Here is a 21,425-nt window from a genome sequence, read left to right on the forward strand (position 1 = left end):
ATGGGGGATTCATTGGCGTTCGCGTCTGCCAACCGCGTCACGTTTTTGCTGTGAGGGTTCAGCTTCGCTTTTGCGCTTGTGGTGGCGTGGAAAGGATCCTAGACTCTGTACCAGACGTTTGTCTGGTACCGCCTAAGACCAGGGCACCGCCGCCGACCGCACATGTCCGATCTCACCCGCAAACAATTGGAAGTATTGGCTTTTATCCGTCGCTTCATGGATCGCGACGGGTTGCCGCCGACCCGTGGGGAAATCGCCGAGGGGCTGGGGCTCAAGAATCGCCAGGGCATCGACCAGCATTTGCGCGCGTTGGAAAGCAAAGGCGCCATCGAGCTGCTGCCGGGCATCTCTCGAGGCATTCGTTTGCGCGAGGAAGCCGTCGCTCCGGCGCCGGCTGAAATCACAAGGTCATCCTCATCGAGCTTGCCGTTGTTAGGGCGCATCGCTGCGGGTGCGCCCATTCTGGCGAGCTCTCATATAGAAGAGCATGTCACTGTCGATGCTTCGCTGTTCAAGCCGCACGCCGATTTCTTACTGCGCGTCCGGGGCGACAGCATGAAGGACGCCGATATCCTCGATCGCGACCTGCTTGCGGTTCATCAAACATCGCAAGTCCGCAGCGGCCAGATCGTGGTCGCGCGCCTGGTCGACGAGGACGAGGCGACGGTGAAGTATTACCGCCGGCAAGGTCACATCGTGAAGCTGGAGCCCGCCAACGCGGCGTACCGGCCGATCGAGATCGATTTACGTGAACAGGAATTGTCCATTGAAGGACTGGCAGTCGGGGTGATCCGCACCTCGCTGTCTCGTGTTCGATGAACCGAAGGAGCGAAACATGGATCTTTCGCATCCGTCATGAGTGCATCTCGTGCCGAAACATTAGAACAGCTGGCGCGGCTGTGTCGTAACGGTCGCGAGGGCCCGCCGCCTCGGATCGAGCCCAGTGGCTCGGCCAATCTCGACGCCGTGTTGCCTGGCGGTGGCTGGCAATCGGGCACTATCGTCGAGCTGATGCCGATGAGCGATGGCATCGGCGAGCTGCGCCTGCTGATGCCGGCGCTGGCGAAGATCACGCACAGCGAGCGCCATGTGGCCATGATCGCGCCGCCTTATATTCCATTCGCTCCAGCCCTGCTTCGCCATGGGCTGCGGCTGGAGCACTTTTGGATCATTCGCGCCCAGAGCGCCGCCGACATTCTATGGTCCGCCGAACAAACATTGCGCTGTAAATCTTTTGGCGCGGTGCTGGCGTGGCCGTCCGCGATCCGCGATCGTGAAGTTCGTCGACTGCAGCTCGCGGCGGAAGCTGGCAACAGCATCGGTTTTGTTTATCGCCAGCCCAGCGCGGCTCGTGAATCTTCGCCCGCCGCGGTCCGGCTACGTTTGCAAACCGACGTCGCCGGTCAATTGAGTATCGACATCGTTAAATGCCGGGGCGCGCGGGCCGGCATGTCGGTAGGCATCGCTCCTGAGCTGGCGACTGCCAGTGCGGAATGATGTTTTCCCATGCTGTGGCTTTGTATCACCTTACCCCAATTGCCTCTCGAGGCTTTGCAATGTGAGCAAGGCGAGCGGCCCACGGTAGTCACCGTACTCGAAGGCAACGTCCGCTCGGTCGTCTGCTGCAATCCGGCCGCCGAGCGCGTCGGCTTGAAGCCGGCGATGAACTTCACGACCGCGCTGGCCATCCTGCCCGAAGTGATCGCCATGGAACGCCGGCTCACCGCCGAGCAAGCGGCGTTGGAACGACTGGCGACCTGGGCGTATCAATTCAGCGGCACCGTGATTCTCGGCGACATCTTCGCCGACCTGCCGCGTGCACGAACCACTGCACTGTGGCTGGAGATCGGCGCGAGCCTGCGTTTGTTCGGCGGCTTCCGCAAGCTCATCGAGCACTTGGAAACCGAGCTCGGCAAGTTGTCCTATAGCTATCAACTGGGCATCGCGCCGACGCTGGAAGGCGCCGCACTGCTGGCTCGCACCGGCGTTCGCGTCGCCATCACTACCGTAGCAGCGCTGCGTGCTCGCATCGAAGCCGTGTCGGTGAACTGGTTGAATCTGGATCCCTGGATTCCTCAGCAGTTGCAGATCGTCGGCGTCCGCACGGTCGGGTTGCTGGTGGCCTTGCCTCGCGACGGCGTGGCGAAACGTTTCGGGCCCGAGGTGTGCAATTACCTCGATCGCCTGACCGGCGCCGCGCCCGATCCTCGTCCCACTTATCGATTGCCACCGCAGTACCACGCACGATTCGAATTCGAAGCGGAGATTCACAACACCGAAGCGCTGCTCTTCCCTTTGCGACGCATGCTCCGCGAGTTCGTCGGCTTCTTGAGAGCGCGAGATACCGGGGTGCAGAAGTTCACGCTGCGTTTCATTCATCGCGATGCTGTTGCGACTGTGATTACCATCGGCCTTTCGATGCCCGACCGGAGCAGCGAACGTTTCCTCGCCCTGGCGCGGGAACGCCTCGAACATACGGCATTGCCTTCGGGGTCGGTGGCACTGGAGCTGTCGGCGGATGAGTTCGCCATGCCCACCGGGCTGCATATCGACATGCTCAGCGGCGCGACCGAGCAAAGCGAGGAGCTGGGTTACACCCTCGATCGCATCGTTGCCCGTCTGGGAGAAAGCCAGGTGCACGGCGTGAAAGCAGTCGCCGAACATCGGCCGGAAGACAGCTGGGCCACAGCAGCCCCCGAGGACAAGCGCCAGCATCTGGATTTTCCCGACCGGCCGTTGTGGCTGCTGCCCGAGCCCAAGCCTTTGCAACTGAGCGGCATGCCGTCGCTGACCGGCGCCGAGCGCATTGAAAGCGGCTGGTGGGACGGCGGCGACGTTCGGCGCGACTACTTCGTCGCCCGCACTCAGCAAGGCGCGGCGCTATGGATCTTTAAAGATCTGCGCGATGGCAGCTGGCATCTGCATGGGTTCTGGTCATGAGCTCGTACGCGGAGCTTCATTGCGTCAGTAACTTTTCGTTCCTGCGCGGGGCGTCGCAGCCGGGCGAGCTGGTTTATCAAGCTCACAACCTCGGCTATTCCGCGCTGGCGATTACGGATGAGTGTTCGATGGCGGGTGTGGTGCGCGCCTACGAAGCGGCACGCAAGATCGATTTCAAGCTGATCATCGGCTCGGAGTTCCGTACCGTCGAAGGAACCCATCTGGTGCTGCTCGCGCCGTCGCAGAAAGCTTATGCGCAGATCTGTCAGCTGATCAGCCTGGCGCGAGCCGAAGCGAAGAAAGGCACCTATCGATTGACCCGCAGTCAGTGTGCTTTGACCGATTTGAGCGAGTGCCTGGCGTTATGGGTGGCGCCGCGCGACCCTCAGAACTCCGAGGCCGCCTGGCTGAGAAATCTTTTTCCCGATCGCTGCTGGATCGCCGTCGAGCTGCATCGGCAACCGGACGATGTCGAGCATCTCGCGGCGGTGAGAAAACTGGGCGTCCGCATGAATATTCCGCTGGTCGCCAGTGGCGATGTCCACATGCATTTGGAGAAGCGACGCGCGTTACAGGACACGATGACCGCGATTCGCCATGGCTGCACGGTCGCCTCGGCCGGCCACAAATTATTTCCCAACGGCGAGCGCCATCTGCGTCCGCTACCGGTGCTGGAAGCGCTTTATCCGGCCGACCTGCTCCAGGAAACACAACGCATCGCGGAGCGCTGCCATTTTTCGCTGGGCAGTCTGCGCTATCAATATCCAAGGGAAATCGTGCCCGCCGGGCTGAGCGCGAGTGAGCACTTACGCAATCTGGTGGAGGCTGGAGTCAAGTATCGCTGGCCGCAAGGCGAGCCTGCGTCAGCTCGCGCCGCCATTGAGAAAGAGCTGTCCCTGATCTCGAAACTGGAATACGAACATTTCTTCCTGACCGTGCATGAGATCGTCGAATACGCACGCGCCGAGGTCGACGACGACGGCAAGCCGAAGAAGCCCATCCTTTGTCAGGGCCGCGGCTCGGCCGCCAATTCCGTCGTCTGCTATGCGCTGCGCATTACTGAAGTAAAGCCCGAGCTGATCTCGGCGCTGTTCGAGCGATTCATCAGCGAAGAGCGCGGCGAGCCTCCCGACATCGACGTGGATTTCGAGCACGAGCGGCGTGAGGAAGTCATCCAGCACGTGTTCCGGAAATACTCCCGCAAGCGAGCGGCCATTGCGGCCACTGTCATCACCTATCAGCCGCGCAGCGCGATTCGCGATGTCGGTAAAGCATTGGGCCTGCCCGAGGACATGGTGGGACGCCTCGCTAAACAGCATGCCTGGTGGGACAACCCTGAGCGCATGAAAGCGAACATGGCCGCGCAAGGAATGCATCTGGATGGGGAAGTCGCGCGGCGCTTGATCGTGCTCGTACAGCAGTTACTCAACTTTCCCCGGCATCTGTCACAGCATGTCGGCGGCTTCGTGATCGCCGAGCAGCCCATCAGCGAGCTGGTGCCCATCGAGAACGCCGCCATGCCCGATCGCACCATCATTCAATGGGACAAGAACGATCTGGAGACCTTGAAGCTGTTGAAGGTCGACGTGCTCGCGCTGGGCATGCTGACGGCCATGCGCAAGACTTTCGAGCTGCTGCGCACGGCGGGCACGGGCCCGACGCAGATGGATCAGGTGCCGCTGGAAGATCCCGCGACGTACGACATGATCTGCAAAGCCGATACCGTCGGTGTCTTTCAGATCGAATCGCGGGCGCAGATGAGCATGCTGCCGCGACTGAAACCGAGGAAGTACTACGACCTGGTGATCGAGGTCGCCATCGTTCGTCCCGGCCCGATCAAGGGCGGCATGGTGCATCCGTATCTGCAGCGGCGGGAAATGAAACCCGAGGACGTTCCTTATCCCAACGAAGATTTGCGCCCCATTCTGGAGAAGACGCGCGGTGTGCCCATTTTCCAGGAGCAGGTCATGCAGATCGCGGTGACCGCGGCCGGGTTCTCCCCTGGCGAAGCCGATGAGCTACGACGCTCGATGGGCGCATGGGAACGTAGCGGCAACATGGCCATGTATCGCGAGAAGCTGATGCAAGGCATGTACGCGAGAGGTTACACGCCCGAGTTCGCCGAGCAGATCTACAAGCAGATCGAAGGCTTCGGCGAATATGGCTTCCCCGAATCGCACTCGGCGTCGTTCGCGCTGCTGACGTACTTCTCGAGCTGGCTGAAGTGTCATCGACCGGCGGCGTTCATCGTGGGGCTCATCAACAGTCAGCCAATGGGATTTTATCAGCCCGCGCAATTGCTCGAGCAGGCGAAGCGGCAGCAGGTGAAGGTCTTGCCCGTCGATGTGACGGTGAGCGATTACGACTGCACGCTCGAGCCCGACGGCACGCGCACTCTCCCCGACGGCAACAAAGGCTCTTGGTTTGCAATTCGATTGGGCATGCGATTGATCAAGGGCCTGCGCAAGGAAGACGCATTGAACGTGGTCGCCGCGCGAGCGATCGCGCCATTCACTTCAGTAGAAGACGTCGCTTATCGCGCCGGATTGAAAACGCGCGCGGCGAAGGCGCTCGCGACGAGCGGCGCGTTTCGCAGTTTGAGTGAACATCGAAATCAGGCGTTGTGGAGCGCGCTCGGAATCGAGAGCTTGCCCGGCGCATTGGCAGGACATGCGGCAGCGGAAACCAGCCCGCAGTTGCCGATACCGACCGAGTGGGAAGAGATTCAGCGCGACTATCGACAGATGGGATTGAGCACAGGCCGACATCCGATGGCGGTGCTTCGTCCGAAGCTGCGTGCTTCAGGCATCGCCAGTCGTCGCGAGCTCGACTCGATGCGCAACGGACGAACCGTGCGCGTGGGAGGATTGGTCACTCATCTTCAACATCCGCAGACCGCGAACGGCGTGATCTTCGCATCGCTGGAAGACGAGACCGGCATCAACAACATCATCATCTGGCCATCCGTGTTCGAGCTGTATCGACAGCGCATCCTGCAGTCGAACTTCATGGTCGTGACGGGAGAATTGCAGAGCCTGGAGTCGGTCGTGCACGTGGTGGCGACCGACGTGGAAGACTATTCCCACTGGGTGAGAACGTTGCCGCGCAAGTCGCGCGACTTCCATTGAAGCGACGGGATCGAATATCCCCGATCACTCAGCCGGGCTGCGGACACGAACGCGCGATTGGCCCTGGTATTTTCCAGTACCGCTGCAATCCTCATCAGCTGCATGGGTCGCAAGCTGGTGTTGCGACAGCGGGTCGAGGAAGAGGTAGAGGCGGTCAGAGACATCATCGGCCTTCGTACCCATCTCGCTGGTTTTTATTCTTATGGCGAAATCGCGCCGTTCACCCCGGCACCGGACCAAGGCACGACTTTTACTATTCGATTGCCGGTCGACGGCAACACAGCGCAGACGAAGACTCCATGAACGCGGCACAGATCGATGCGATGAATTCGGTAGAGTCGCTCGCAGCCGAACTCGCTGCGGAGCGCAAGGAGCGCCTCCGTATCCAGGAGGAGCTCGCGCTGCGCGATGCCGCGCTGGACGCGGCGACTACGCACATGTTGATCATCGACATACGTCATGGCGACGATCCGATCGTGTACGCCAATCGCACCGTTGCCCTTGCGCACGGGTTCAGCGATCCGAGCGCGATGATCGGGATAGATGCGAGGTCCCTCGCCAGGGACAGATTCACAGCCGCGGATCGTGAAAGGCTGCTACGCGAGATCGAGGAGTCCGGAAGCGCACGCATGGAACTGGCGATTCCTCGTCGCGACGGCTCGGAATTCATCGTTGGATTCACCACGACTCCGTTACGCGGCGCGGACGGCAAACTGACCCACATTCTTTCCGTCGGCGCCGACATCACCGCGCGCCGTGAATACGAGCGCCAACAGGAGCAGCTTCAACAAGAGCTGCTGGAGCAGATGCGCCAGCGTGAGCGCATGGCCATCGAGCTGCGCCTGGCACAAAAACTGGAATCGATCGGCCGGCTTGCCGCCGGCCTGGCGCATGAGATCAACACTCCAATCCAGTACGTCACCGACAGCGTGCACTTCCTGCGCACCTCATTCGAGGATTTGCTCTCCATCTACGATGTCGCACGCGACTTGCTGCGCAGGGCGGCCGGTTCATCTGAATTCGAGCAGGCGTGGCATGCGCTCGAAGAACGTGAAGCGCAATGGGATCTGGAGTTCATGCGCAGCGAGATCCCCCGCGCTTTCGAACGGACCCTGGAGGGTGCGGCCCGAGTAGCGAACATCGTTCGGGCGATGAAGGAATACGCGTACCCGGACGCCGTGGAGCAGCGCGCCGCAGACTTGAATCATGCGCTGGAGACGACTCTCACGGTCGCGCGCAACGAATATAGATACGCCGCTGCGGTACAGACCGAGCTCGGCCCGCTTCCACCCGTAGTCTGCAACGTTGGCGAGCTCAATCAGGTCTTCCTCAATCTGATCGTCAATGCCGCGCATGCCATCGCCGACGCCGGGCGCGATGCGAGTTCCGGCCTGATCCGAATCACGACGGGGCTGGCGGGCGAGGCGGCGTTCATTGAGATCGCCGATAACGGTTGCGGCATTCCGGCGGAAAACCTGGAGCGGATCTTCGATCCATTCTTCACCACCAAGGAAGTCGGCCGCGGTACCGGTCAGGGCCTGTCCATAGCGCGCTCCATCGTGGTAGACAAACATGCCGGACATATCGATGTAACTAGCGTGCCGGGCAAGGGCACGTGCTTCCGGATCCGAGTGCCAGTTCGCGGACGAGCGGGGAGCTCGTCATGAAACGTGTGCTCTTCGTGGATGACGAGGTAGCGCTGCTCGATGGGCTGCGTGGCCGGATGCGACCGCTGCGCTCGCGTTGGGAGATGGTATTCGTCGAAAGCGGCCCACGGGCAATTGCCGAGCTGGAGCTGTCGCCGGTGGATGTGATCGTAGCGGACATGCGCATGGCCGGCATGGATGGCGCTCAGCTGCTCACTCAAGTGCGGCAACGCTGGCCCGGTGTCGTGAGGATCGTCATGTCCGGTTACGCCGAGGAGGAGCAGTCCGCGCGCCTGCTCAGCATCGCGCATCAATATCTGAGCAAGCCCTGCGATACCCGGGTACTGCAGAACGTGATCGAGCGCTGCCTGCTGCTGCAGGATCTGCTGGCCGAGCCCGAGCTTCGGGGGATCATCGGCCGCTTGGGACATTTACCGAGTGCGCCACGAACTTATAGCCGATTACAGCAGCTCGTTCAGAGCAGCGACGTGTCGGTGCGAAAGGTAGCCACGCTCGTTTACGAAGACCCGGCGGTCTGCGCAAAAGTGCTGCAAGTGGTGAATTCGTCTTTCTTCAGACTGGCCCGGCGCATCACCAACATCGAGCAGGCCATCACCTATCTCGGCGTGAATGCCATCCGCACGCTGGTGATTTGCTCTGAAGTGTTTTCGTCATGGCGGCCTTCGCAGTCGTTACCAGGATTCGAGCCCGAGGCGCTGCAGGAACGTGCTCATCGGGTCGCTTCAGCGGCGTGCGCCCTGGCCAATAACTCCATGCGCGATGACGCGCTGCTCGCCGGCCTGCTTCACAACATCGGCCATTGGATTCTCTTGCAGGAATCGCCGCAACGGTTCGAGCAGGCGTTAACGCTGGCTCGCACCGCCCACCTGCCGCTCGAGGAAGCGGAGCGCCGCGTGTTCGGCGCATCTCATGCGCAGATCGGAGCTTACTTGCTGGGGCTGTGGGGGCTGCCGCATTCGGTCATCGAAGCCGTGGCATTTCAACACTGCCCGCAGCGGGTTGGGCAGTCGTGCTACGACGTGCTTGCGATCCTGGCGACAGCCCGGAAACTCAGCGGTGTCACGCGAGAAATCGTTCCCGACGCGACCGACCCGCAGGACGCGCCGATCGATGACAACTATCTGACAGGGCTTGGAGCACCGTTCGACTGGAGTGAGGCTCAGCAGAGGGTTCACGAAGTATTGGGAGCAAGCGGGCATGAGTGAAATCAAGCGACCACGAGTGTTATGTGTCGATGACGAGGCGCGCGTGGTCGAAGGACTGTCGTTGCATTTGCGTCGCGAATACGAAGTGCATACAGCGGGCAGTGGCGCCGACGGCCTCAAGATGCTCAAGGAGTGCGGCGCCTTTGCGGTCGTGATCTCGGACATGCGCATGCCTGCGATGGATGGCGCCACGTTCCTGCATCGGGTCAAGCGGACGTATCCCGACACGACGCGCATTCTGCTGACCGGGGAAACCGGTCGGGATACCGCCGTGCAAGCGGTGAATGAAGGCCAGATCTTCCGGTTTCTTACCAAGCCCTGCCCACCCGACCAGCTCAAGGCAGCCGTGGATGCGGGCGTCATACAGCACCGGCTGCTGAACGCGGAGCGCGCCATCCTCCAGGAAACATTGATCGGCTGCATCGAAGCGATGACCGATGTGCTGGCGATCGCGAACCCGGTGGCCTTCGGACGCGCCACGCGCATCAAGCGAATGGCGATGCAATTCTCGCAGTCGCTCGGCTCGGCGTCGTTCTGGCAGCTGGAAGCGGCAGCAATGTTGTCGCAGCTCGGCTATCTGTCGCTACCGGTGGAAACGGTCGAAAAGCTGTATTACGGAGAGCGCTTGACCGCCGAGGAGAAAGTGCTGGCGCAGGGTGTGCCGGCGGTGGCCAGCAAGTTGCTCGGGCACATTCCCCGGCTCGATCCGGTACTGCAAATCCTGGATGCGCTGCGTGCCAGCGACAAGGCGTTGGCGGCACTGGGCGAAGGCACGATCGGCGGCGGCGCGCGAATTCTGATGATAGTGCTGGATTACGACGCGTTGATCGCGCAAGGCCACAGCAAAGACGTGGCGGTACAGACGCTGCGCATGAAGTCGGAGCGTTATGGCGCAGTGTTGCTGGAAAAATTCGCCGCCTTCGTCGGTGCCGCTGCAGCTCAAGCCGAAGTGCGCGAGATGCCGCTGCGCCATGTCCAGTCGGGCATGACGATCCTCGATGATCTGCGCACGCACATGGGTACGCTGTTGGTGCCGCGCGGCTTCGAAGTGTCGGAGACGTTCCTGGAGAAGCTGCGCCACTTCGGCTCATCGATTCTCTCGGAGAACGTAAAGGTGCTAGTGCCGGCAGCACAGCCAGCGGAGAAGCACTAGAGGGAGAGTTTGCTCTGTCCCTTTCGGGATCAGCTGGCGGCGCGCAGCTGATTGAAATGCTGAGCGGCCATGTCCTTGCGAAGGACTTTGATGGCCTCGGCACGCTGACGCTTGGAAGCGTTGACGGCGGCCTTGGCGATCTTCACATCGACAACCTGAGCTTTGACGAGCCGACGGCGTTCGAGCGTGTTCATTATTTCAACCCCTGATTACTGAGCAGCAATTGGTAGGTTGTGTAGCGATTACAAAAGCGACAAGTCATGAGCAAAAAGCCCCGCCGGATTACTCCAGCGGGGCTTGTCGCTTATTTAAGAGCCTGGCAGTGACCTACTCTTGCATGCCCGCAGGGCACACTACCATCGGCGCACAGCATTTTCACTTCCGAGTTCGATATGGGATCGGGTGGTTCCTGCTTGCTATTGCCGCCAGGCAAACTGGCTCACGTCGTGGTCGACATTGCTATCGGCCACAGTGAATTCGGAGTTGTTTCGACAACATTTCGACTCAGCGACAGATTCAAAGAATCAATGTCACATTGAGTATCAACAAGCGTCATACAAGACCCAAGCTGATTGGGTGTTATATGGTCAAGCCTCACGGGCAATTAGTACTGGTTAGCTCAATGCATTGCTGCACTTACACACCCAGCCTATCAACGTCGTAGTCTTCGACGGCCCTTTAGGGGAATCGAGTTCCCAGGGAAACCTAATCTTGGGGGGGGCTTCGCGCTTAGATGCTTTCAGCGCTTATCCCGTCCGTATATAGCTACCCGGCAGTGCCACTGGCGTGACAACCGGAACACCAGAGATACGTCCATCCCGGTCCTCTCGTACTAAGGACAGCTCACCCTCAAGTTTCCAACGCCCACGGCAGATAGGGACCGAACTGTCTCACGACGTTCTGAACCCAGCTCGCGTACCACTTTAAATGGCGAACAGCCATACCCTTGGGACCTGCTACAGCCCCAGGATGTGATGAGCCGACATCGAGGTGCCAAACTCCTCCGTCGATGTGGACTCTTGGGAGGAATAAGCCTGTTATCCCCGGAGTACCTTTTATCCGTTGAGCGATGGCCCTTCCATACAGAACCACCGGATCACTAAGACCTACTTTCGTACCTGTTCGACGTGTCTGTCTCACAGTTAAGCACGCTTATGCCTTTGCACTCTAGAGCGCGATGACCGACCGCGCTGAGCGTACCATTGCACTCCTCCGTTACTCTTTGGGAGGAGACCGCCCCAGTCAAACTACCCACCATACACTGTCCCCAATCCGGATTACGGACCAAGGTTAGAACTTCGAACATCCCAGGGTGGTATTTCAAGGTTGGCTCCACCCGAGCTAGCGCCCAGGTTTCATAGCCTCCCACCTATCCTACACAGGAAGGTTCAAAGTTCAGTGTAAAGCTGTAGTGAAGGTTCACGGGGTCTTTCCGTCTTGCCGCGGGAACGCCGCATCTTCACAGCGATTTCAACTTCACTGAGTCTCGGGTCGAGACAGTGTGGCCAGCGTTACGCCATTCGTGCAGGTCGGAACTTACCCGACAAGGAATTTCGCTACCTTAGGACCGTTATAGTTACGGCCGCCGTTTACCGGGGCTTCGATCAAGAGCTTCGCCTTGCGGCTAACCCCATCAATTAACCTTCCGGCACCGGGCAGGCGTCAGACCCTATACTTCCACTTGCGTGTTCGCAGAGTCCTGTGTTTTTGATAAACAGTCGCAGCCACCGATTACCTGCGACCTTCAACAGCTTCTGGAGTAAATCCATACACCGTCGAAGGCATACCTTCTTCCGAAGTTACGGTATCAATTTGCAGAGTTCCTTAACCCGAGTTCTCTCAAGCGCCTTGGCAGATTATCTGCTCGCCCACCAGTGTCGGTTTACGGTACGGTCCAATGTGATCTGAAGCTTAGAGGCTTTTCCTGGAAGCGGGGCGTTACTCACTTCGGCTCGCGTGGAGCCTCGTCATCACACCTCGGAGTTATGAGCTGCCGGATTTGCCTGGCAACTCCTCCTACATGCTTAAACAGGGAACCAACCCCTGCTGAGCTAGCCTTCTCCGTCACCCCATCGCAATCACACCGGGCACAGGAATGTTGACCTGTTTTCCATCGGCTACACCTTTCGGTCTCGTCTTAGGAACCGGCTCACCCTGCTCCGATTAACGTTGAGCAGGAAACCTTGGGCTTTCGGCGTGCGGGTTTTTCACCCGCATTAACGTTACTCATGTCAGCATTCGCACTTCTGATACCTCCAGCACACCTCACAGTGCACCTTCGCAGGCGTACAGAACGCTCCCCTACCACCTCACTTGCGTGAGATCCGCAGCTTCGGCTCATGGCTTGAGCCCCGTTAAATCTTCCGCGCGGGCCGACTAGACCAGTGAGCTATTACGCTTTCTTTAAAGGATGGCTGCTTCTAAGCCAACCTCCTGGCTGTCTATGCCTTCCCACATCGTTCACCACTTAGCCATGAATTTGGGGCCTTAGCTGGCGGTCTGGGTTATTTCCCTCTTCACGACGGACGTTAGCACCCGCCGTGTGTCTCCCACCGGTTCACTTCCTGGTATTCGGAGTTTGCATAGGTTTGCTAAGTCGGGATGACCCGCTAGCCTAAACAGTGCTCTACCCCCAGGAGTGCTCGATGAGGCACTACCTAAATAGCTTTCGGGGAGAACCAGCTATCGCCGGCCTTGATTAGCCTTTCACTCCTATCCACAGCTCATCGACATACTATTGCAACAGTAGTTCGTTCGGACCTCCAGTGAGTATTACCTCACCTTCATCCTGGCCATGGATAGATCGACCGGCTTCGGGTCTATTCCCAGCGACTGATTCGCCCTATTCGGACTCGGTTTCCCTACGGCTCCCCTATACGGTTAGCCTCGCCACTGAAAATAACTCGCTGACCCATTATACAAAAGGTACGCCATCACCCTTGCGGGCTCTGACTGCTTGTACGTATGCGGTTTCAGGTTCTATTTCACTCCCCTCTCCGGGGTTCTTTTCGCCTTTCCCTCACGGTACTGGTTCACTATCGGTCGATAGAGAGTATTTAGCCTTGGAGGATGGTCCCCCCATGTTCAGGCAGGATTGCACGTGTCCCGCCCTACTCTTCGTTGGTCATCGACTTTGCCTTTCGTGTACGGGGCTATCACCCGCTATGGCCGGACTTTCCAGACCGTTCCACTAAGCTCGATCGACTGGTTCCAACTGGGCTGTTCCGCGTTCGCTCGCCACTACTAACGGAATCTCGGTTGATTTCTTTTCCTCTGGGTACTGAGATGTTTCAATTCCCCAGGTTAGCTCTTGCAACCTATGGATTCAGTTGCAAGTACTGCCGAAGCAGTCGGTTTCCCGATTCGGAGATCTGCGGGTGAGTTTGTTTGCCAACTAACCGCAGCTTTTCGCAGGCTACCACGTCCTTCATCGCCTTCTATCGCCTAGGCATCCACCACATACGCTTATTCACTTGACCATATAACCCCAATGAGCCTGGTGTTATACGTTGCTGATTCTCGAATGCGACATGATTCTTGAACTCTTGAGATTTCCAAACTTCGTTTATTTCTAAACGTCGTTCGGATCCATCATGATTTCGCTGAATCTGATGCGTCAAAACAACTTCCGAATTTTTAAAGAGCACCGTAACAAGTGTCGTTGAGACACCTGCGACGTAAAGCCACTCATGAACCTTCGTTGGAAGATGCATGCATCGCTTCACGTACTAGTGAAATCCCGTGCGCTGATCGAGTTGGTGGAGCCAGTCGGGATCGAACCGACGACCCCCTGCTTGCAAAGCAGGTGCTCTCCCAGCTGAGCTATGGCCCCTGATTAGCCTTGGTAAGACTGGTGGGTCTGGGAGGATTTGAACCTCCGACCTCACCCTTATCAGGGGTGCGCTCTGACCAACTGAGCTACAGACCCGGATAGATGAAAGACCGGGCCAGTCTCACGGGAACCGATTCTTACTGAACAGATAACTTGTGTTGGGAACTCGCGGCAGCTGTGTAGCTGAAGCAGAGTCATTTAAAGGAGGTGATCCAGCCGCACGTTCCCGTACGGCTACCTTGTTACGACTTCACCCCAGTCATTGACCACACCGTGGTAAGCGCCCTCCTTGCGGTTAGGCTACCTACTTCTGGTGCAATCAACTCCCATGGTGTGACGGGCGGTGTGTACAAGACCCGGGAACGTATTCACCGTGACATCGCTGATTCACGATTACTAGCGATTCCGACTTCACGCAGCCGAGTTGCAGACTGCGATCCGGACTACGACCAGCTTTATGGGATTGGCTCCCCCTCGCGGGTTGGCAACCCTTTGTACTGGCCATTGTAGCACGTGTGTAGCCCTGGTCATAAGGGCCATGATGACTTGACGTCATCCCCACCTTCCTCCGGTTTGTCACCGGCGGTCCCCTTAGAGTTCCCAACTTAATGCTGGCAACTAAGGGCAAGGGTTGCGCTCGTTGCGGGACTTAACCCAACATCTCACGACACGAGCTGACGACAGCCATGCAGCACCTGTCTCCAGGTTCCCGAAGGCACCCCCACATCTCTGCGAGGTTCCTAGGATGTCAAGACCAGGTAAGGTTCTTCGCGTTGCATCGAATTAAACCACATGCTCCACCGCTTGTGCGGGTCCCCGTCAATTCCTTTGAGTTTCAACCTTGCGGCCGTACTCCCCAGGCGGAGAACTTAACGCGTTAGCTACGACACCGAAGGGCAGACCCCTCCGACATCCAGTTCTCATCGTTTATGGCGTGGACTACCAGGGTATCTAATCCTGTTTGCTCCCCACGCTTTCGCACATGAGCGTCAGTATTGGTCCAGGAAGTCGCTTTCGCCACTGATGTTCCTTCAGATATCTACGCATTTCACCGCTACACCTGAAATTCCACTTCCCTCTCCCATACTCTAGCTAGACAGTCTCGACTGCAGTTCCCAGGTTAAGCCCGGGGATTTCACAATCGACTTGAAAAGCCGCCTACGCGCGCTTTACGCCCAGTAATTCCGATTAACGCTCGCACCCTCTGTATTACCGCGGCTGCTGGCACAGAGTTAGCCGGTGCTTCTTTAGTTGGTTACGTCAAGGTCGCGATGTATTAAACCGCAACTTTTCTTCCCAACCGAAAGGGCTTTACAACCCGCAGGCCTTCTTCACCCACGCGGCGTCGCTGGATCAGGGTTTCCCCCATTGTCCAATATTCCCCACTGCTGCCTCCCGTAGGAGTCCGGACCGTGTCTCAGTTCCGGTGTGACTGGTCGTCCTCTCAGACCAGTTACGGATCGTCGCCTTGGTAGGCCGTTACCCTACCAACTAGCTAATCCGACTTGGGCTCATCTGTTAGCGCCAGGCCTTGCGGTCCCCGGCTTTCCACCGTAGTGCGTATGCGGTATTAGCCCGAGTTTCCCCGGGTTGTCCCCCACTAACAGGCAGATTCCCAAGCGTTACTCACCCGTCCGCCGCTCGTCAGCATGTATTGCTACACCTGTTACCGCTCGACTTGCATGTGTTAGGCACGCCGCCAGCGTTCAATCTGAGCCAGGATCAAACTCTTCACTTAAAGGCTTTGAGACCTTCAATTTAACGAAGAGATTATCCAAACAAGCTCTACTGGCTAATTTGGTAACTCATCGTCGAAGTTGGCTTCGCCAACGAACCGACGCGAGTCCCCACACAAATTATCTGTTTCAGTTTTTAAAGAGCGTCGCCTTCGAGAGGCGCTGCCGTTGCGCGGTGGCTAGGCAGAAGCGGAACTCTAAGCTGCTTCGTTCGTTTCGTCAACCCCTCGATTTTTTATTTCGAGGCGTCGGCGTCCTTCCGAACCAGCTTCCTCGCCGCCAGTTTTGCAACCGGCATCCGCTGCGAGGGGGCGCATCTTACTGTCTCGTTTTCTGCCGTCAACCCCTTCGAATTTTTTATTTTCGAGGTGTTGCCGACCCGTTCGATCCAGCTCCTTCGCAAGCTGTTTTTCAACCAGCACCCGTTGCGAAGGCGGCGCATCTTACTGTCTCGTTTTCTGCCGTCAACCCCCTCGAATTTTTTATTTTCGAGGTGTTGGCGACCGGTCGAAATCAGCGTCTTCGCAGCCCGTCTTTCAACCGGCGCCCGCTGCGAAGGGGGCGCATCTTACTGTTTGGTTACAGGGCGTCAACACCCTTCGTGTACTTTTTTTGAGGCGGGTTTCGACCGCGAAAAACCTGGTTATTTCTTCGCCACGTCGAAACCTTATTTCGCGGCCGTCGCGTGAATTTGCAAGAGCAAAGACAGGCCGCGAAGAATTTTTTTTGCTCCTTATGTCGAAGCCCGCACCACCTCGATATAGGCGAAGCCGCGTTTGCCAACCTGGAACAGTCGGGCCGCACCGGGCTCGAGCTGCAGCTTGATGTCCTCGACGCGTTCGCCATCGATGCGAACGGCGCCGCCCTGGATGAGTCGATTGGCCGCCGACGTGCTCTCGGCAAGGCCCGCCTGCTTGATGGCCGCAGCCACTCCGATGCTCGCCCCGTCGATCGTGAGGGTCTTTTTCTCGATGTTTTCGGGAATCTCCCGACGCTGACTGCGTGAGGTGAAGTTCTGCCGCGCCTGTTCGGCGGCCGCGGCCCCCGCGAAGCGCGTGGTGATTTCCATCGCCAGCTCGAACTTGACCTCCATCGGATTGCGACCCTCGGCGATCTGCTGCTTGAAGGCGGCCAGGTCGGCATTGGGCCGGAACGACAGCAGCTCGAAGTAGCGCCACATCAGATCGTCCGAGATCGACATGAGCTTGCCGAACATGCCGTCCGCGTCTTCGTTCACACCGATGTAGTTGCCGAGCGACTTGGACATCTTGTTGACGCCGTCGAGCCCCTCGAGCAGCGGCATGGTGAGCACGATCTGTGGCTCCTGACCGAACGCCTCCTGCAACTGGCGCCCCATCAACAGATTGAACTTCTGATCGGTGCCGCCGAGCTCGACATCGGCCTTGAGCGCGACCGAGTCATAGCCCTGGACCAGCGGGTACAGGAACTCGTGAATGGCGATGGGCTGGCCGCCCTTGTAACGTTTGCTGAAATCGTCCCGCTCCAGCATGCGGGCGACGGTGCTCTTGGCCGCCAGCTGAATCATGCCGGCCGAGCCGAGCTGACTCATCCAGCGGGAATTGAAATCGACCTTGGTTCTGGCCGGATCCAGGATCTTGAAGATCTGGTCCTGATAGGTCTTGGCATTGGCCTGCACGTCTTCCGGCGTCAGCGGCGGCCGGGTCGCGTTGCGGCCGGACGGGTCGCCGATCAAGCCGGTGAAATCTCCGATCAAGAAAATCACTTCGTGGCCGAAATCCTGAAAGCGGCGCATTTTGTTGATCAGCACCGTGTGCCCGAGATGCAGATCGGGCGCGGTGGGATCGAAACCGGCCTTGATACGTAGCGGCTTGCCCCTCTTCAGCTTGGTGAGTAGCTCGGACTCCAGCAGAATTTCGTTGCTGCCACGCTTGAGTTCGGACAATTGTTCTTCGGCGGAAAGCATCGGATTTCCAGCGTGCCGCGAAGGGCACGGTAATGATGGATTGGGTTGGATTGCAGGATTGTTCCGCGTCCACTCGCTCATGAACAGGACCCAAAGCCCAGGTTCGTGAGTAGATCAGTAGTTGACGCAGGCGCTGTGATTCTTCAAATTCGCCACTTGGTTCATTTACTTTAACTTATTTACGCACGCTCATGCGCGAGTCCAGGCAATCGGCACAACTCGGTTTTCGTAAGGGATTTCAGGCAAATCCCACCGCTGCGCCGACCGCTCGGACCGCGTTCGATTACAAGCCGCAGGCGACCCGTCGCAGCAATCACGCGCGCTGGTTCATCTCCGGTCTGGCGCTGCCGTTGATCGGCGGCCTGATCGCATACGGACTGGCGACTCGCGACGGCTCGTTCCTTTCGCCGCGCTCGCAGAGTGTGGACCTCGAGAACCTGCCGCCGATCGAAATCGCCGATGTGGCGATTCCCGCTGATGAAATGCCCTCTTCGCTGCTCGGTGACACGGTCGAATACGTGGTCCGTCGCAACGACACCATGGATCGCATTTTCCGGCAGCTGAAACTGAACCTGACCGACCTGGCCACGATTCGCGATATGCCGAGCGTCCAGGAGCAGCTCGATCAGCTGCGCGTCGGCGACATCATCACGCTGGTTCACGATGAAGGCCTGGTGCAGTCGCTGACCCGCCGTATCAGCGAGACCGCGATTCTTTCGGTGACGCGCGCCAACGAAGGCTTCAACGCCGAAGTGATCGAGACGCCGCTCGATATTCAGCAAGTGCAGGCCGAAGGCACCATCGACTCGTCGCTGTTCGTGGCGGCCCGCGCTGCCGGCGTCAGCCCCGAGCTGATCCTGCAGATGGCCAACGACATTTTCGGCTGGGACATCGACTTCGCGCTCGATATTCAGCCGGGCGACAAGTTCAACCTGGTGTACGAGCAGAAGTATCGCGACGGCAAGTTCATCGGCAACGGCCGCATTCTGGCCGCCGACTTCACCAACAACGGCACCCTGCATCGCGCGGTCTACTTCGAATCCAAGGACGGCAAGGTGGCCGACTACTTCCGGCCCGATGGCCGCAGCGTGCGTCGCGCATTTCTGCGCGCACCGCTGGAATTCACGCGGATCAGCTCGAACTTCAATCCGGCACGTCGTCATCCCATCCTGAACACCATTCGCGCTCATAAGGGCGTGGATTACGCAGCGTCGACCGGCACGATCATCAAAGCGGCGGGCGACGGCAAAGTCGCTTTCGTCGGCACCAAGGGCGGCTATGGTCGCGTCGTGATTCTCGAGCACGGCGGCGGCGTTTCGACGCTGTACGGACACATGTCCCGCTTCGCCGGCATCCGCAACGGTCAGCGCGTTCGCCAGGGCACGACCATCGGCTTCGTCGGCAGCTCCGGCGCCGCGACCGGCCCGCATCTGCACTACGAATACCTCGTGAACGGCGTCCACAAAAATCCGCGCACCGTGCTACTGCCGGAAGCCGCGCCGATTTCCGATGGCTATCGCGCCGAGTTCCTGTCCATGTCCGGCCTGTTGTTCGCGAAACTGGATCGCGGTGGCGCCGCGACGGTGACCACGGCCTCGCTCGCTCCCTGAGATTTCGAGACCAGATCGCGACTTTTGCGGTCGCGATCGCGCGACATGGCGCGCGTGTAACACAAGCCCCCGGCCGCCCGTAGTATTCTCGATGTCCCCCAAGCAACGGGACCTCGGCGACGGCGGCTATGCTGGATGTGAATCTCAAGGCTCCCGAGCACTACATCAATCGGGAACTGTCTTTTCTCAACTTCAACCAGCGCGTGCTCGCGCAAGCTCACGATGAGCGGCTGCCGCTGCTGGAGCGGATCCGGTTCCTCGGCATCTCCTGCTCCAATCTGGATGAGTTCTTCGAGATCCGCGTCGCCAGCCTCAAGCAGCGTCTGGAGCTCGGCTCGATAACAGGCGGCCCCGACGGCATGACCGTGCCGGAGCAGCTCGTCGCGATTCACGAGCGCGCGGCGGCGCTGGTGAAGGACCAATACGAACTGCTTCATGAGCTGGTGTTTCCAGACCTGGCCACGCAAGGCATCCAGTTCGTCAACGCCAAGACGCTCACCCCGGACCAGCGCAAATGGGTCGGCGATTATTTCGCGAAGGAAGTCGAGCCGGTGCTCACGCCGCTCGGGCTCGATCCAGCCCGCCCCTTCCCTCGTATTCAAAACAAGAGCCTGAACTTCATCGTGCGCCTGTCCGGCAAGGACGCATTCGGTCGCGACGCCGAGCTCGCGGTCGTGCAAGTGCCGCGCTCGTTGCCTCGAATCATTCGCCTGCCGCCGACCACCGGCGAGCCGGGCAAGACGTATTTCGTGTTCCTGTCGGCGGTGATTTCGAGCTTCGTCGCGCAGCTGTTCAGCGGCATGAAGGTGGAAGGCACCTGGCAATTCCGCGTCACGCGCAACAGCGATCTGTTCGTCGACGACGAAGAAGTGGACAACCTGTTGCGCGCCATCGAAGGTGAGCTCGCGCAACGGCGTTACGGCGCGGCCGTGCGACTGGAAACGTCGATCGACTGTCCGGAAGACATCACCAACTTCCTACTACGTCATTTCGCGCTCAAGCGCGACGATCTGTATCAGGTCAACGGCCCGGTGAATTTGAATCGGCTCATGGCCATTTACGATCTGGTCGATCGCCCGGACCTGAAATTTCCGCCGTTTACGCCCTGCATTCCGAAGCGGCTGGTGGCGAAGGAAGACATCTTCGCGGTCATGCGCGAAGGCGAGATTCTGCTTCACCATCCGTTCGAAGCCTTTGCACCGGTCATCGATTTTCTGCGGCAAGCGGCCGCCGATCCGGACGTGCTGGCGATCAAGCAGACGCTGTATCGCACTGGCCCGCAGTCGCCCGTCGTCGATGCGCTGGTCGACGCGGCCCGCGCGGGCAAGGAAGTCACCGTCATCATCGAGCTGATGGCGCGCTTCGACGAAGCGGCGAACATTCAACTCGCGACTCGTCTTCAGGAAGCCGGTGCGCACGTGATGTACGGCGTCGTGGGTTACAAGACGCACGCGAAGTTGATCATGGTGGTCCGTCGCGAACGGGGAAAACTGCGTCGCTACTGCCACTGCGGCACGGGCAACTACCATCCCAACACTGCACGCGTGTACACCGATTACGGCTTGTTCACGTGTGACGAGGCCGTCGGCGAGGATTTGCACGAGCTGTTCCTGCAGCTCACCAGCCCGACGCGCGTCGCGTCGATGCAGAAAATTCTGCAGTCACCGTTCACGCTGCACGAGGGCCTGCTCGAAAAGACCCGTCGCGAGATTGCGTTCGCGCGCGAAGGGAAGCCCGCGCGCATCATTGCCAAGATGAATGCGCTCATCGAGCCGCAAATCATCCAGACGCTCTACTCGGCCGCGATGGCCGGCGTGAAGGTCGACCTGATCGTGCGCGGCATCTGCGCGCTGCGCCCGGGATTGCCGGGCATCTCGGAGAACATCACGGTGCGCTCGGTGATCGGGCGTTTCCTCGAGCACTCGCGCGTCTACTACTTCCACAACGACGGCAGCCCGGAGATCTTCTGCGCCAGCGCCGACTGGATGGAGCGCAACTTCTTCCGTCGTATCGAAGTGTGCTTCCCGATCGAGCGCAAACAGCATCGCGACCGGATCGTCGAGGATCTGCAGACCTATCTGGCGGATAACGAGCAAGCGTGGGTGCTACGCCCCGACGGCCAGTACGAGCGCGCCAACGCGAACGGCGCGCCGACCGTGGTCGCGCAACAAGTGCTGCTTCAGCGGTATTCCGACTGCAACGAGTAGCG

Annotated in this window: 12 protein-coding genes, 2 tRNA genes and 3 rRNA genes; 10 read left to right on the forward strand and 7 right to left on the reverse strand. The window is 59.2% G+C overall.

Annotated elements, in window-relative coordinates:
• Positions 1-162 precede the first annotated feature (162 nt).
• From lexA to ACFPN2_RS07580, 8 genes are read left to right on the forward strand one after another with little or no spacing between them, the layout of a single operon-like run.
• Positions 163-819, forward strand: coding sequence for a transcriptional repressor LexA (lexA, locus tag ACFPN2_RS07545; protein WP_380596004.1), 657 nt, complete (start codon positions 163-165; stop codon positions 817-819).
• A 36-nt stretch (positions 820-855) separates the two neighbouring features.
• Positions 856-1,497, forward strand: coding sequence for a translesion DNA synthesis-associated protein ImuA (gene imuA, locus ACFPN2_RS07550; protein ID WP_380596005.1), 642 nt, complete (start codon positions 856-858; stop codon positions 1,495-1,497).
• Positions 1,498-1,506: 9 nt separating this feature from the next.
• Entirely contained in the window at positions 1,507-2,940 is a 1,434-nt protein-coding gene (locus ACFPN2_RS07555) for a Y-family DNA polymerase (protein ID WP_380596006.1), read from the forward strand.
• Positions 2,937-6,068, forward strand: a complete 3,132-nt coding sequence (locus tag ACFPN2_RS07560; protein ID WP_380596007.1) for an error-prone DNA polymerase — start codon at positions 2,937-2,939, stop codon at positions 6,066-6,068. The genes ACFPN2_RS07555 and ACFPN2_RS07560 overlap by 4 nt, the downstream gene beginning before the upstream one ends.
• Before the next feature lie 57 nt (positions 6,069-6,125).
• Positions 6,126-6,371 carry an FIST C-terminal domain-containing protein gene (locus tag ACFPN2_RS07565; protein ID WP_380596008.1) on the forward strand — a complete coding sequence of 82 codons (246 nt, stop codon included), beginning with the start codon at positions 6,126-6,128 and terminating at the stop codon, positions 6,369-6,371.
• Positions 6,368-7,735 carry a sensor histidine kinase gene (locus ACFPN2_RS07570; RefSeq protein WP_380596009.1) on the forward strand — a complete coding sequence of 456 codons (1,368 nt, stop codon included), beginning with the start codon at positions 6,368-6,370 and terminating at the stop codon, positions 7,733-7,735. The genes ACFPN2_RS07565 and ACFPN2_RS07570 overlap by 4 nt, the downstream gene beginning before the upstream one ends.
• Positions 7,732-8,940, forward strand: a complete 1,209-nt coding sequence (locus ACFPN2_RS07575; protein ID WP_380596010.1) for an HDOD domain-containing protein — start codon at positions 7,732-7,734, stop codon at positions 8,938-8,940. The genes ACFPN2_RS07570 and ACFPN2_RS07575 overlap by 4 nt, the downstream gene beginning before the upstream one ends.
• Complete coding sequence (locus ACFPN2_RS07580; RefSeq protein WP_380596011.1) at positions 8,933-10,093, forward strand: response regulator; 1,161 nt, start codon at positions 8,933-8,935, stop codon at positions 10,091-10,093. Before ACFPN2_RS07575 ends, ACFPN2_RS07580 begins: the two co-directional genes overlap by 8 nt.
• A gap of 29 nt (positions 10,094-10,122) precedes the next feature.
• On the opposite strand, the gene ACFPN2_RS07585 is transcribed toward ACFPN2_RS07580, so the two are convergent.
• The 7 genes from ACFPN2_RS07585 to tyrS form a co-directional block, all read right to left on the reverse strand.
• Positions 10,123-10,287: a hypothetical protein gene (locus tag ACFPN2_RS07585; protein ID WP_380596012.1), complete on the reverse strand. Its 165-nt coding sequence runs from the start codon at positions 10,285-10,287 to the stop codon at positions 10,123-10,125.
• A 120-nt stretch (positions 10,288-10,407) separates the two neighbouring features.
• Positions 10,408-10,523: ribosomal RNA gene (gene rrf / locus ACFPN2_RS07590) — 5S ribosomal RNA — on the reverse strand.
• 153 nt (positions 10,524-10,676) lie between these two features.
• Positions 10,677-13,572: ribosomal RNA gene (locus ACFPN2_RS07595) — 23S ribosomal RNA — on the reverse strand.
• 277 nt (positions 13,573-13,849) lie between these two features.
• Positions 13,850-13,925, reverse strand: a tRNA-Ala gene (locus ACFPN2_RS07600).
• A gap of 19 nt (positions 13,926-13,944) precedes the next feature.
• Positions 13,945-14,021: transfer RNA gene (locus tag ACFPN2_RS07605), tRNA-Ile, on the reverse strand.
• A gap of 104 nt (positions 14,022-14,125) precedes the next feature.
• A 16S ribosomal RNA gene (locus ACFPN2_RS07610) occupies positions 14,126-15,663 on the reverse strand.
• Together the 16S, 23S and 5S rRNA genes with 2 tRNA genes alongside form the textbook arrangement of a ribosomal RNA operon.
• A 731-nt stretch (positions 15,664-16,394) precedes the next feature.
• Positions 16,395-17,606 carry a tyrosine--tRNA ligase gene (gene tyrS, locus ACFPN2_RS07615; protein ID WP_380596013.1) on the reverse strand — a complete coding sequence of 404 codons (1,212 nt, stop codon included), beginning with the start codon at positions 17,604-17,606 and terminating at the stop codon, positions 16,395-16,397.
• Between the two features lie 191 nt (positions 17,607-17,797).
• Between tyrS and ACFPN2_RS07620 the strand changes: the two genes are divergently transcribed.
• Complete coding sequence (locus ACFPN2_RS07620; protein ID WP_380596014.1) at positions 17,798-19,216, forward strand: M23 family metallopeptidase; 1,419 nt, start codon at positions 17,798-17,800, stop codon at positions 19,214-19,216.
• Between the two features lie 128 nt (positions 19,217-19,344).
• Positions 19,345-21,423, forward strand: coding sequence for a polyphosphate kinase 1 (gene ppk1 / locus ACFPN2_RS07625; RefSeq protein ID WP_380596015.1), 2,079 nt, complete (start codon positions 19,345-19,347; stop codon positions 21,421-21,423).
• The last annotated feature ends 2 nt before the right edge of the window (positions 21,424-21,425 follow it).

This window comes from Steroidobacter flavus, assembly GCF_042651805.1.
Lineage (GTDB): Bacteria > Pseudomonadota > Gammaproteobacteria > Steroidobacterales > Steroidobacteraceae > Steroidobacter > Steroidobacter flavus.

What these genes read in the sequence shown, in the direction of transcription:
- lexA (WP_380596004.1), top strand. Translation starts at nt 163, where the DNA reads ATGTCCGATCTCACCCGCAAACAATTGGAAGTATTGGCTTTTATCCGT.
- imuA (WP_380596005.1), top strand. Translation starts at nt 856, where the DNA reads ATGAGTGCATCTCGTGCCGAAACATTAGAACAGCTGGCGCGGCTGTGT.
- ACFPN2_RS07555 (WP_380596006.1), top strand. Translation starts at nt 1,507, where the DNA reads ATGCTGTGGCTTTGTATCACCTTACCCCAATTGCCTCTCGAGGCTTTG.
- ACFPN2_RS07560 (WP_380596007.1), top strand. Translation starts at nt 2,937, where the DNA reads ATGAGCTCGTACGCGGAGCTTCATTGCGTCAGTAACTTTTCGTTCCTG.
- ACFPN2_RS07570 (WP_380596009.1), top strand. Translation starts at nt 6,368, where the DNA reads ATGAACGCGGCACAGATCGATGCGATGAATTCGGTAGAGTCGCTCGCA.
- ACFPN2_RS07575 (WP_380596010.1), top strand. Translation starts at nt 7,732, where the DNA reads ATGAAACGTGTGCTCTTCGTGGATGACGAGGTAGCGCTGCTCGATGGG.
- ACFPN2_RS07580 (WP_380596011.1), top strand. Translation starts at nt 8,933, where the DNA reads ATGAGTGAAATCAAGCGACCACGAGTGTTATGTGTCGATGACGAGGCG.
- ACFPN2_RS07585 (WP_380596012.1), bottom strand. Translation starts at nt 10,287, where the DNA reads ATGAACACGCTCGAACGCCGTCGGCTCGTCAAAGCTCAGGTTGTCGAT.
- tyrS (WP_380596013.1), bottom strand. Translation starts at nt 17,606, where the DNA reads ATGCTTTCCGCCGAAGAACAATTGTCCGAACTCAAGCGTGGCAGCAAC.
- ACFPN2_RS07620 (WP_380596014.1), top strand. Translation starts at nt 17,798, where the DNA reads ATGCGCGAGTCCAGGCAATCGGCACAACTCGGTTTTCGTAAGGGATTT.
- ppk1 (WP_380596015.1), top strand. Translation starts at nt 19,345, where the DNA reads ATGCTGGATGTGAATCTCAAGGCTCCCGAGCACTACATCAATCGGGAA.